This window comes from Pseudomonas sp. B21-032, assembly GCF_024748965.1.
In the GTDB taxonomy this organism is placed as follows: domain Bacteria; phylum Pseudomonadota; class Gammaproteobacteria; order Pseudomonadales; family Pseudomonadaceae; genus Aquipseudomonas.
The window spans coordinates 356,335-369,432 of record NZ_CP087180.1; the positions used below are offsets into that span (position 1 = coordinate 356,335).

The 13,098-nt window shown below is 60.9% G+C and carries 7 protein-coding genes; 3 read left to right on the forward strand and 4 right to left on the reverse strand.

Features of this window, described 5'->3' with window-relative positions; genetic code table 11:
* Positions 1–148: 148 nt before the first annotated feature.
* The 3 genes from betA to betI form a co-directional block, all read right to left on the reverse strand.
* A complete protein-coding gene (gene betA / locus LOY54_RS01590) occupies positions 149–1,840 on the reverse strand; it encodes a choline dehydrogenase (RefSeq protein ID WP_258608960.1) in 1,692 nt (563 codons plus the stop codon).
* Positions 1,841–2,016: 176 nt separating this feature from the next.
* The gene (betB, locus tag LOY54_RS01595) at positions 2,017–3,489 is read right to left on the reverse strand and encodes a betaine-aldehyde dehydrogenase (RefSeq protein ID WP_045193917.1); all 1,473 of its coding nucleotides are present in this window, start codon (positions 3,487–3,489) and stop codon (positions 2,017–2,019) included.
* Between the two features lie 31 nt (positions 3,490–3,520).
* Positions 3,521–4,186: a transcriptional regulator BetI gene (gene betI / locus LOY54_RS01600; RefSeq protein ID WP_093377074.1), complete on the reverse strand. Its 666-nt coding sequence runs from the start codon at positions 4,184–4,186 to the stop codon at positions 3,521–3,523.
* 422 nt (positions 4,187–4,608) lie between these two features.
* Between betI and betT the strand changes: the two genes are divergently transcribed.
* The 3 genes from betT (at position 4,609) to LOY54_RS01615 (ending at position 12,300) form a co-directional block, all read left to right on the forward strand.
* Positions 4,609–6,612, forward strand: a complete 2,004-nt coding sequence (gene betT / locus LOY54_RS01605; RefSeq protein WP_045193915.1) for a choline BCCT transporter BetT — start codon at positions 4,609–4,611, stop codon at positions 6,610–6,612.
* 128 nt (positions 6,613–6,740) lie between these two features.
* The gene (locus LOY54_RS01610) at positions 6,741–7,481 is read left to right on the forward strand and encodes an ABC transporter substrate-binding protein (protein WP_258608961.1); all 741 of its coding nucleotides are present in this window, start codon (positions 6,741–6,743) and stop codon (positions 7,479–7,481) included.
* Between the two features lie 79 nt (positions 7,482–7,560).
* Positions 7,561–12,300 carry a dermonecrotic toxin domain-containing protein gene (locus LOY54_RS01615; RefSeq protein ID WP_258608963.1) on the forward strand — a complete coding sequence of 1,580 codons (4,740 nt, stop codon included), beginning with the start codon at positions 7,561–7,563 and terminating at the stop codon, positions 12,298–12,300.
* 7 nt (positions 12,301–12,307) lie between these two features.
* Here the strand turns inward: LOY54_RS01615 and LOY54_RS01620 are convergent, their stop codons facing one another.
* The gene (locus LOY54_RS01620) at positions 12,308–13,093 is read right to left on the reverse strand and encodes a divergent polysaccharide deacetylase family protein (protein WP_258608966.1); all 786 of its coding nucleotides are present in this window, start codon (positions 13,091–13,093) and stop codon (positions 12,308–12,310) included.
* Positions 13,094–13,098 lie beyond the last annotated feature (5 nt).

The window sequence follows — 13,098 nt, forward strand, 5'->3', positions numbered from 1 at the left end:
ACCTGAGGGGTTGGCGGGGTGTAAAGGGTTAATCGCGGGGACAAAAAAAGCACTCCTTGGAGTGCCTTATTGTGTTGCTTCTTGCGGGCCTCATCGCGGGGCAAGCCCGCTCCCACAGGTAGGAGCGGGCTTGCCCGGCGAAAAAAGCTTAGGCCTGCTTGACCTCACGCATCGCCTTGCCTTTGACCGGCGCGCAGTTGGCGACGTAGTACTTGGCGGTGCTGCGTGGCAGCGGCTGGCGGTTGCGGATCTTGTCGGCGATTTTCTCGGCGATCATGATCGTGGTGGCATTGAGGTTGCCAGTGATAATGATCGGCATGATCGAGGCATCGACCACACGCAGGCCCTGCATGCCATGCACGCGGCCCTGGCCGTCGACCACGGCCATGTCGTCGTCGCCCATCTTGCACGAGCAGGACGGGTGGAACGCGGTTTCGGCGTGCTCGCGGATGAACTTGTCCAGTTCTTCGTCAGTCTGCACGTCGGCGCCCGGGCTGATTTCGCGGCCACGGTAGGCGTCCAGTGCAGGCTGGGCCATGATTTCGCGAGTCAGGCGGATGCCGTCACGGAATTCCTGCCAGTCCTGCTCGGTGGCCATGTAGTTGAAGAGGATGCTCGGGTGCTGGCGCGGGTCTTTCGACTTCAGCTGGATACGGCCGCGGCTAGGCGAGCGCATCGACCCCATGTGGGCCTGGAAGCCGTGTTCCTGTACGCCGTTGCTGCCGTTGTAGTTGATCGCTACCGGCAGGAAGTGGTACTGGATGTTCGGCCATTCGAACTCTTCGCGCGTACGGATGAAACCGCCCGCTTCGAACTGGTTGCTGGCGCCGATACCGGTGCCCTTGAACAGCCACTCGGCACCGATGGCCGGCTGGTTGTACCAGAGCAGCGACGGGTACAGCGATACCGGCTGAGTGCAGGCGTACTGCAGGTACAGCTCAAGGTGGTCCTGCAGGTTTTCGCCCACGCCCGGCAGGTCGTGAACCACAGGCACGTTGAGGCTTTCGAGCAGAGCACGCGGGCCAACGCCGGAGCGCTGCAGCAGTTGCGGCGAAGCGATGGCGCCGGAGCAGACGATCACTTCCTTGCGCGCACGGGCTTCGACGCGCTCTTCGCTGGCGCCGACCAGGTAGCTCACGCCAACAGCGCGCTTGCCGTCGAACAGCACGCGATCGCTCAGGGCGTGGGTGACGATGGTCAGGGTCGAACGCTTTTTGGCAGTGTCCAGGTAGCCGCGGGCGGTGCTGGAGCGACGGCCTTTAGGCGTGACGGTACGGTCCATTGGGCCGAAACCTTCCTGCTGGTAGCCGTTGAGGTCTTCGGTGCGCGGGTAACCGGCTTGTACGCCGGCTTCGACCATGGCGTGGAACAGCGGGTTGTTGCCGGCTTTAGGCGTGGTGACGCTGACCGGGCCTTCGCCACCGTGATAATCGTTGGCGCCGATGTCGCGGGTTTCTGCCTTGCGGAAATACGGCAGGCAGTCCAGGTAGCTCCAGTCTTCCAGGCCTGGCAGTTTTGCCCAACCGTCGAAGTCCATGGCGTTGCCGCGGATGTAGCACATGCCGTTGATCAGCGACGAGCCACCCAGGCCCTTGCCGCGACCGCATTCCATCCGGCGGCCGTCCATGTGCGGCTCCGGGTCGGTCTCGTAGGCCCAGTTGTAGCGACGGCCCTGCAGCGGGAACGCCAGCGCGGCTGGCATCTGGGTGCGAAAGTCCATGCGGTAGTCTGGGCCACCGGCCTCGAGCAGCAGGACGGTAACGCCTTCGTCTTCGGTCAGGCGGGTCGCCAGGGTGTTACCGGCAGAGCCGGCACCGACGATGATGTAGTCATATTCCATGGCTTTCTCCGAAAGCAGCTGCAAGCCTCAAGCTACAAGCCGCAAGAAACAGCGGTCGTGCAAGGCTCGCGATTTAGTGGGCGCTGCAAGTGCCGGTTGGCATAACGCGCACCGGCTTTTACTTGCAGCTTGCAGCTCGAAGCTTGAGGCTTCAGAGCATCTGGCTACGTGTCACCTCAGAAAACCGAGTTGTACGCACCCAGTTCCACCTGCACCGATTTAATACGAGTGTACTGAGCCAGCGAGCTCACGCCGTTTTCGCGGCCAACACCGGATTGCTTGTAACCGCCAACCGGCATTTCGGCTGGCGACTCGCCCCAGGCGTTGATCCAGCAGATACCGGCTTCCAGCTGGTGGATGATGCGGTGGGCGCGGCTGATGTCGTTGGTGCAGACGCCCGCGGCCAGGCCGTATTCGGTGTCGTTGGCACGGCGGATGACTTCTTCTTCGGTCTCGTAGGAGAGGATGCTCATTACTGGGCCGAAGATTTCTTCCTTGACGATGGTCATGTCATCGCGGCAGTCGGTGAACACGGTCGGTGCCACGAATGCGCCCTTGGCGAATTCGCCTTCGGTCAGACGCTGGCCGCCGCACAGAACGCGTGCGCCTTCTTCCTTGCCCTTGGCGATGTAGCCCAGCACGCTTTCCATGTGGGCGAAGCTGACCAGCGGGCCGAAGTTGGTGTTTTCGTCTTCAGGGTTGCCAACGCGGATGCGCGCAACGCGCTCGGCGATCTTGGCTTCGAAAGCCGCTTTCATCGAGGCAGGAACGAACACGCGGGTGCCGTTGGTGCAGACCTGGCCCGAGCTGTAGAAGTTGGCCATCATGGCGATGTCGGCGGCGCGATCCAGATCGGCGTCGTCGCAGATGATCAGCGGCGACTTGCCGCCCAGTTCCATGGTGACTTCCTTGAGCGTCGAGCTCGAAGCGCTGGCCATGACTTTCTTGCCGGTGGTGGTGCCGCCGGTGAAGGAGATTTTCTCGATGCGCGGGTGCTCGGTCAGCCAGGTGCCGACTTCGCGGCCGCTGCCGGTCAGGACGTTGAACACGCCGTCCGGCAGGCCGGCTTCGGTGTAGATCTCGGCCAGTTTCAGGGTGGTCAGCGAGGTGACTTCGCTCGGCTTGAAGATCATCGCGTTACCGGCCGCCAGGGCTGGTGCGGATTTCCACAGGGCGATCTGGATCGGGTAGTTCCAGGCGCCGATACCGACGGTCACGCCCAGCGGCTCGCGGCGGGTGTAGACGAACGAGCTGTCGCGCAGCGGGATCTGCTCGCCTTCGATGGCCGGTACCAGGCCTGCGTAGTATTCCAGCACGTCGGCGCCGGTGACGATGTCGACGTAGCGGGTTTCGGAGTACGACTTGCCGGTGTCCAGGGTTTCCAGGGCGGCCAGTTCATCGTTGCGCTCGCGCAGGATGTCGACGGCGCGGCGCAGGATGCGCGAACGCTGCATGGCGGTCATCGCTGCCCAGACTTTCTGGCCACGTTCGGCGCTTTCTACCGCGCGCTCGACATCGGCTTCGGTAGCGCGTTGCACCTGGGCGAGGACTTCGCCGTTGGCCGGGTTGATGGCGTCGAAGGTAGCGTCGCTGGAAGCGTCGACATAACCACCATCAATGTAGAGTTTTTGCAGTTCGAAACGGGCCATAGTGTCCTCGCAAGTGCATATGTGTGTTTGGCTATCCGTGCAGCGCTCCTGCTTGTTTGGCAATCGCGACGCGCGGTGGTTCAGAGGCCTGGTTTTGCGTGTCCGGGCTCGTCTGTTTCGCCAGTTGTAAATCCATGTATTCGTAAGCGATTTGTTTCGCCTGGTCGGTGTCGAAAGCGTCTCCGGACAGCGCACCGCGCAGCCACAGACCGTCGATCAAGGCTGCCAGCCCGCGGGCCGCGCTGCGTGCTTCTGGCAACGGCAGGGCGCGGCGGAACTGGCAGCACAGGTTGGAATACAAGCGGTGATCGTTGATCCGCTGCAACCTGTGCAAAGACGGCTGGTGCATGCTGGAAGCCCAGAAGGCCAACCAGGTTTTCATTGCCGGGCCGTTGACCTGGCTGGCGTCGAAGTTGCCTTCGATGATCACCTGCAGGTGGGCGCGCGGGCTGTTGTCCTTGAGCGCCTGCCGGTTGGCGACGACGTTCTCGTTCAGCACGCTCATCAAGTACCGCATGGTCGCTGCGATCAGGCCGTTCTTGTCCTGAAAGTAGTGACTGATGATGCCATTCGACACACCGGCCAAACGGGCGATCAGCGCAATGCTGGCGTCACCCATGCCGACCTGGTCGATGGCCAGCAACGTGGCTTCGATCAACTGCTGACGGCGGATGGGTTGCATACCGACCTTGGGCATCTTGCAAATCTCCTCAGGCCTGCGAGCAGTCGACGAGCGGCTGCCTCGGCGAAGGCCAGTCTATTTTGTTTTGATTGAACGTTCAATCAACAAAGAATAAGCTCTGCGACAATCTGTGCAATTGACAGGTTTTTCCTACCTGCGGTTTGCACAAATTGGCACCCCAAAAAGACGTGGAACCCCCGGAATACAAGGTGTTGACGGGTGTAAACGGCGCGTTGAACAGATCTGCCGAGCGGTATAGCACCGCGCGGCCAACCCTCGGGACGGGGTTTTCGGCCTGTTTTTTTCAACGCAATCGATTCGGGATCACGGTTTTTTCAAGGTGCTTTTATAACACCTGCAGCTGTGGGGCTATTGCACCATTTGCTCGGGTAACGATTGTTTCGTGTTTCTCTCGCACTGCCCGGAGCATATGTGCAATGAGTTCTGCCTCCCTAATCAAGACCCCTGCCGAGAGGGTCCGGGTCAACAGCGTGGTGTTCTTCACCTCGACGTTGCTGATCCTGTTGTTGACTGCCTTGCTGATCGCAGTTCCCGAAACCGCCGGCCGCGTGCTGAACGAGGCTCAGGCCTGGTTGTCGCGCAGCTTCGGCTGGTACTACATGCTGGTGATTGGCGGCTACCTGCTGTTCGTCATCGTTCTGGCCTTCTCCAACTTCGGCAAGCTCAAGCTTGGCGGCAAGGATGACAAGCCGGACTTTAGCTACGGTGCCTGGGCCGGGATGCTGTTCTCCTCCGGTATCGGTATCTCGCTGCTGTACTTCGGCGCGTCCGAGCCGCTGGATCACTACTTCAACCCGCCTGAAGGCGCACCGGCCAGCCTGCAATCGGCCCGTGAAGGCCTGCAGCTGACCTTCCTGCACTGGGGCCTGCATGGCTGGGCGATCTATGCCCTGGTCGGCCTGTCCGTTGCCTACTTCGCTTACCGCCACAACCAGCCGCTGGCCCTGCGCTCGGCGCTGTACCCGCTGGTCGGCGAGCGTTGGGTCAAGGGCGCCGCAGGCCACACTGTCGATATCTTCGGCATGTTCGTGACCCTGCTGGGCCTGGTGACCAACCTGGGTATCGGTTCGATGCAGGTGTCCTCGGGTCTTGAGTACCTGTTCGGCATGCAGCACAGCGACACCAACCTGCTGATCGTGATCCTGGTGATGAGCACCGTGGCGACCATCGCCGCCGTGTCGGGTGTGGAGAACGGCATCCGCCGCCTGTCCAACCTCAACATCATCCTGTTCAGCGGCCTGCTGCTGTTCGTCCTGCTCAACGGTCCGACCCTGCACTTGCTCAACAGCTTCGTGCAGAACATCGGCGACTACCTCAACGGCGTGGTGCTGAAAACCTTCGACCTGTACGTCTATGAAGGCGACAGTGACAAGTCCGAGCGCTGGCTGGGCCTGTGGACCGTGTTCTATTGGGCCTGGTGGATTTCCTGGGGCCCGTTCGTCGGTATGTTCATTGCCCGCATTTCGCGCGGTCGTACCGTGCGCGAGCTGGTCGCCGGCGTACTGCTGATCCCGCTGGGCTTCACCCTGGCCTGGCTGTCGATCTTCGGCAACTCGGCGCTGGACCTGGTCATGAACCAGGGCGCGGTGGAGCTTGGGCGAACAGCGCTGGAACAGCCGGCGATGTCGATCTACCAGTTGCTCGAGCACTATCCGTTCGCCAAGATCGTGGTCGGTGTCGCGATTTTCGTTGGCTTCGTACTGTTCCTGACCCCGGCCGACTCCGGCGCGGTGATGATGGCCAACCTTTCCTGCAAAGGCGGCCATGTCGACGAAGATGCACCGAACTGGCTGCGTATCCTCTGGTCGGCGATCATTACCGTGGTCACCATCGGTTTGCTTCTGGCCGGTAACTTCCAGGCCATGCAGACCATGGTGGTACTGGCGGGGCTGCCGTTCTCGGTGGTGCTGGTGCTGTTCATGTTCGGCCTGTACAAGGCCATGAAGCAGGACAGCCAGGTCGAGCAGGAGCAGGCCGAACTGGCTGCCCGTGGTCGTCGCGGTTTCAGCGAGCGCCTGAGCCAGCTGGACCTGCAGCCAACCCAGGCCATCGTTCAGCGCTTCATGGACAAGCGCGTCAGCCCGGCGCTCAAGGAAGCGGCTGCGCAGTTGCAGACCCTGGGCTTCCAGGTGCAGACCCGGGTCGGCCAGTCGCGCTCGGCCATGGGCCTGCGCATCGACATGGAAGAAGGCAATCCGTTCGTTTATGAAGTGAGCCTGGACGGCTACCTGGCCGCGCCGAGCGAGGCACCGGTGGAAGGCGAGACGGAAGTGCGTCAGCGCTTCTACCGCGCCGAGGTGTACCTGCACAATGGCAGCCAGGAGTACGACCTGATGGGCTTCACCCCGGAGCAGATCACCCGTGATGTGCTCGATCAGTTCGAAAGCCACCGCCAGTTGCTGGGGCGTGTCTATAGCTGACAACGGCTGATGCACCGCAAGGGCTCTGTTCGCAGGAACAGGGCCCTTTTTGTTGTGATACCGGTGCAGACTGGACAGGCGCAGCAGGCCCCGGCACTCTTGGCGTTGCCAAGGAGCCCGGTGCCATCATGTTCAAGCGTCTTGTCCTGTTGTTGTGCAGTTGCCTGTCGTTCAGCCCTCTCGCCCGCGCCAGTGATCCTGTGGTGCTGCTCACCGAAAACTTCCCGCCCTACAACATGGCCATCAACGGCAAGAGCTTCGCCCGTGACGATGGCATCAACGGCATTGCCGCGGACCTGGTGCGCGAGATGTTCAAGCGCGCCGGGGTGCCCTACAGCATGACCCTGCGCTTCCCCTGGCAGCGCATCTACGAGCAGGCCCTGCAAACCCCCGGCTACGGCGTGTTCGTCATGGCCCGCCAGCCGGAGCGGGAAAAGCTGTTCAAGTGGGTCGGGCCGTTGGGGCCGGATGACTGGATTTTGCTGGCCCCCGAAGGCAGCCCGATTGCCGTCAGCACCCTCCAGGAGGCCAAGCGCTACCGCATCGGGGCCTACAAGGGCGATGCGATCGCCGAGTACCTGGCCGCGCAAGGCCTTAACCCGGTACTGGTGCTGCGCGACCGCGACAACGCGAAAAAACTGCTGAACGGCGAAATCGACCTGTGGGCCAGTGGCGATCCGGCTGGTCGCTACCTGGCGCGTCAGGTAGGTGTGAGCAAGCTCAAGACGGTGCTGCGTTTTCACGGTGCCGAGCTGTACCTGGCGCTCAACCGCGAAGTGCCGGACGAGGTGGTGAACAAACTGCAGCAGGCCCTTGAGCAGATGGGCCGCGACGGCTTTGTCGAGCAGGTGTTCGCTCGTTACCTGTAAAAGTCCTGAGCAATAGTTAACGCAGGCAATGCGATAGGTGTCGTTATCGTCACGGGTCCCTTACCCAGAGACAACGACAATGAACATCGCCTTGGACTCCTTTGAGCAAGCCGTCGGCCTGGCGTTTGCTTCCCGGCCAACGCTGCGCGCTGTAGTGCATCAGCAATTGGTGCAGCGGCTGGCCAAGCAATACCCCGAAATCGACAAAAACTACCCGCAACTGCGCGAGTCAAGAGAGGTTTATCTCTGTACGCGAGAGCCTGAAGATCTCGACACATTGACGATAATGTCACTGGCCGAAGTCTTTCTCGAAAAGCTCATCTCGCAATCAACCTTCAATTTCACCGGGGTTGAGCTGACCAATTGTTTCCTGAGTTTTACCCCTACGCCCCGACCCATTTATGACCGCGACCCGGCCGGTGGTCTGGACAGACTTCCTGATCTGACCCTGGTCACTGACGCGCTCAATGAGCTGCTGGCCAATGTCGAGCCGTTTCTTCAACGCGCCCAGGTCGACTTCTGGCAGGCGCGAAGCCGTTCGGGTAGCACGCCTCTGCAGGAGGTGGGGCACATGCTCAAGGCCGCTCTGGCCAGCGGGGTTGAAGCACAAGGCCTGGATGATGAGCAGCGCAACTGCATCTATGCGCTGTTGGCAGCGAGTAACAGCACCAAGTGGCACAATCCCAGCGGGGTGCCTGAAGTTTTTTTGCTGGATGTCACGGTGGCTAGCGCCGAGGCCCGTTACCAGCAGTTGCTGCCGGACCTGTTGGTGACGCGGACATTGGGCAATCGCAACATCGTTCTGTTGTGCAAGCCCAGTGGGCGTATCGATGCCTTTGACTCGCTGGACAGCATGGCCCAGAACCTGAGTGATGGGCTGGCCCTTGAGTATCAGCTTGATTCATTCGGTTGGGATCGATACCCCATCACAACCGACATGTTCGCGATGCAGGGGGCAGTGCTCCTGAACTTGCTTCTTGAAGGTCTGGAGCCTGTGAACGGGCAGCATTTCAGCACCGTAGTCGAGCTGGAGCAGGGGTACGCTGCCTTGACCGATCCAGCGTCTTTCTTCAGCGCACATCCTTACCGGCTCTTGCAGTTACGGCAGGGCGAATCCGAACTGCCGCAATGGTTGCGTCAAGCTTCCCTGGCTGATCGACTGGAGTACCGTGCGCGGGTGCTGGATCTGCTGGTCGCGCAAGCCAGCTCCAACGGCAAATCCTCCCTTGACGGCATCCTTGATCTACGCGCCTTTACGCGCAAGTCCCTGCTTGAACTGATGCGCGCTGACCATCTGACTGAGGCCAATTATGATGCCGACGACCTGGTGCTGGAGTTCTGGTTGGCGCGTGGGGTTGCGGGTACATCGTCAGGGAGCGTTGAGATCAAGCGGTTGTCCCTGACTGAATTTGCCATTGGCAACCTGGGCTCGGCCAAGGGCGCCAGGTTGGAAAAAATCACGCACAAAACCGACCAGCAGCTGTGGTCCTGGTTGACTACCGATTACCTGAAAGCGCTGGTGCAGCGTGCAGATATCGGTCGCACCTATCCCCAGTACCTGAGCAAAAGGCTTCAGGATACGGAGCAGAACGTTGAGCGGATTAGCCTGTTTGCCATGGAGCAGGCAAGCCAGTTGCCGCTCCTTGCGCTCAAGGCCAAAATCGATGGAGCGCTGTCTGAAACCGGTTACCAGCGTGTTGTCGCGTTCTTTCGAGCGGACAGCGGTGAGGGTCAAAGCCTGTTGGCGCCTTTGGCGTTCAAGCGTGAGGAGGCTGCCAGCGAAGCCGATCGAGTGACCAACACCTTTGTGTTTATCTCGGCGCACGCTGCGGGAAAAGTCGTGCTCTACCGGCCAATGAGCGCTGAAAAACCTTTCCAGGAGTTTGCCAGCCAGCAGGCGCTGCTTGAACAGATCCTCGCAGACGAGGATCTGCAGCAAAGCATTTTGACCTGGATGAGCAGCGACGCTCAGCGGGTGTATGCCAATGGCGGTTTCCAGGAGCCGCATCTGCGTCGGCCTGTTCTCGATACTCAACTGGAGCTGGAGCCCGTTCAGCCGGCACAGCTGGACTTGCAGGGCTGGCAACCGGGGGCGGACACCAACTTGTACATGGCCAATACGCAGATGCTGGTGGAGCTGGCCGAGCGCGAGACGATCTCCAATGCCGAAGACCGTTGGGCGATGCTGCTCCAGGGGGCAGGCTTGTTGTTCAACCTGCTGTTCAGCGTGGCGACGCCGTTTTTACGGGGTCCAGTGGCTGTGGTTGCCTGGCTCGTTCAGGGCGCGCTGACGGTGCATGCTGATGCAGGTGCATTGAAAAATGGCAATGAGTTCGAAAAATCAACGGCAGTGGTCGATCTGCTGCTCAACCTGGTCATGGTGCTGTTTCACGCCAGCCTGCCGAAGGTCGAACCGCCAGTTGCCACAGACAAACGTGAGATCGCGGTCTTTGGTCCGGGGCGCCGGGTCATGCCGTCCGTGCCCCGGGTAACTGCTGTCCAGGGCAAAACCTTTCCGCGCACTGCCCTGAGGGTGAAAGCGGACATGGAGCTGGACTTTTCCTGGTATGGGCCACGGGGGCTCAAGTCGAGCTCGATGGATTATCCTCGACCGCTCTCCAGTTACCGCTCAGCGACTTCACTGGAGAATCATTCGCCGTTGAGCCAAGGGCCGTACCGGGGGCTTTACCTGCTTGGGGAACGATACTACGCGTTGATCGAAGGTCATGTTTATGCCGTCAGGGCGGACGCCCAGGGGGTGCAGGTAGTCGACGAGCAAAGCCAGCCTGGCCCCTGGCTGACCCTGGACAATAATTCATGGCAGTTTGACCTGAGGCTGCGGCTCAGAGGAGGGGGCCCCAAGCGGCGAGTGGCGGGGCAACAGGACGTCAACCAGGAAGCGCTCCGCAAGCTGCAGTCCGAGATCGGTGAACTGGACCTGAAAAACAATGCGCTGGCTGCCCAACTGACACCGCAGTGGGCATCGATGGCGGAGCATTCGGGTGCGTTGCAGAAGTTGCTGAACCTGCGCGATAGCTTGCAGGCGCGTATTGATCAAGGCGATGGCGCTGTAGGCCTGGGCGCATTGGTCGACAGTACAAGTATGAAGATTGCTGATAAGAAGAGCCTGCTGGACACGACACGCAGGGCGCTGATCGACACGTTGGAACAGTCAATCAATATTGACCTGGAGGTGGAGGTCAGCATGAAAGAGCTGCTCACGCCGAAGTTCGCCAAATTCATGCCCGAAGCCACGGCAAGGCCGATGAAACAGCGACGGGGCACGGTGCGTAGGCAGATCCTCAGGAACTATGTATTGCTCCATGATGAGTTGCTACTGCTGGCCAGGTTCGATGAGGTAACTGCACTTCGCAACCAGGTTGTAACCTTGCCGGCAACCCCGGAGCAGATAGCGACTTACAACGCCTACAGAGTCCGGCATACGGCGGTGGTGCGATTGCAGTTGCGTCTACTCGAGGTCATGGAAAAACTCGACGTGCTGCTGATTGATACATTGACCGACGGCACGATTGCCTATGACGGCAAGCAGGAGCAGGTCCACAGTATTGTTGGCCAGCGCTCAGTGACAACCCTGCAACTGAGAATCGGCCAGATCGCAGATCTTGCCGAACTCTCGCTTGAGCGACTGTCGGGCGCCGATGAGCAGACCCTTGTTTCCACCAGTGATTACCTGATTGGCAAGTCCGTCAGCGGTGCTGGCAGTACCCTGGATGAATTGATCAGCGGCAACTTTACCCCCGAAGAAACCATCAGCGGTCTGCAAAGCGTGCAGAGTGAGTATGCCAATGCCTTGACCATGGTCGACTATCTTGAACGCTTCGGTGGTGTGGCGGTAAACAAGCAGGCACTCAATTATTACAAGGAGCAGGTGCGGCTGGTTAAAGCGACGGCGGAGCTTGAGCTGGAGGCGGCCGTTCGGGAGCAGCAATGGAAGACCCCGCTACCGTTCAAGCGCTTGCCGTACAAGCCACGGACCGGCATGCGTCGAGTGGTTCATTTGCGAGGAGGCAAAACACTGGTCGGCGAAGAGACGCAACTGCTCGGCGAGCCAGTGGTCGAGCAGCGTGACCCCGTGAGCAAAAAGGTGCTTGGCACCTACCACCAGCAGGGTGACGTCTGGGTCGAAGTGATGCCGGCCACGCTCCCGGTTGAGTCCGCGCCCGTGACCGCCAGTGAGCGGGCGCAGGCGCGTACCCAGGCTTCGCGCCTGAACAACGAGGTTGCCGGTGTAATCGCCCTGGCAAAGCGCTACATCGCCTCGAACGAACCACATAGCTTGTCTTTTGTCATCGAACGTCATGTCGAGAAACTGCAGCGCGTAGCCAAAATGCTTGAAGGCACAGACGCCGCAGCCAATGACAGTGCATTGCGAACAACTGTGGAGCAGAGCAGCAGCCACTTGAATGAGCGCAAGCGCACTCTGCTGGTGACGCTGCATCTGGCCAGCAGTCGACCGACGGGTGAAAGTCTTGCCTACCTTCACGCTGAAGGGCAGATCACCATCGCAAGGACCGTTGAGCGCAAGAGGCTGGCAGCTGACGATTACCTGGATGTCTATGAGGTGCGCAAGGCGCAAGGGCCTGTGCGGGACAGCGGTTTATGGGAAGTGCATCTGCACTACAGCTCCCAGGCCGCCAACCGGCGTCAGTTCAGCAAAGGCCATCTGAAACTCTGGGCCGAGCGCACGTGGGGACGCGAGACGCAGTTGCAGGCGGCGAAGACTAACCAGCAGTTCCTGGAGATCTATCGGGCAGACCTGAAGGCCAGTCAGCTCGAACGAATCCTTCCCTGGGATTGACGAAGGCTCACTGGGCCGCACGAGCAGGGCTGTAAAGGCCCTGCTTGCCGTGAGCCGGCATCGCCCGATTGCCGCGCTCGGCGATCATCTGCGCAATTTCGATCCATTCGATGCCCTGGGCCTTGAGCTTGGGCAGTTCGCGCTCGAGTACTTCCAGGGTCTGTGGATAAGGATGGCCGATCAGCACTGCCGTGCCCTGCTTGCGCGCCAGGGCGATGCCTTGTTGCAGCTGGTCGGCAATGGCGTCGGTGGTGCGCACGTCATCGAGAAAGACATCCCGCGAGACGCTGGCCAGGCTGATGTCCTGCGCGGATTTGGCGGCTACCGTGGCGGCGCTGGTGCGGCTGTCGACGAAGAACAGGCCGCGGCGCTGCAATTCTCCCATCAACCAGGCCATGGCCGCAGGCTCGGCGGTCATGCGGCTGCCCATGTGGTTGTTGATGCCGACGGCATAGGGGACTTTGTCGAGCGCCGCGTTCAGCCGTCGTTCCAGCTCTGGCAGCGGCGTGCCGGGGTGCCAGGCGTAGGGGCCGGTGGCCGGGTCCATGGGCATGTGCAGGATCACCGTCTTGCCGGCGTGATGGGCCTGGCGGGCGAAGTCGGTGGCATGCGGGGTATCGGGCATGATCGCCAGGGTCACCGGCCCGGGCAGGGCCAGGGTGCGTGAGTCGCGCGCAGGGTTCTGCCCCAGGTCGTCGATGATCAGTGTCAGGTAGGCCTTGCCCGTTTGAGCCGGCGCCGCCAGGGCGACGCCGCTCATCAGGTACAACAGGGCCAGCAGCAGGTACCGCATCAACT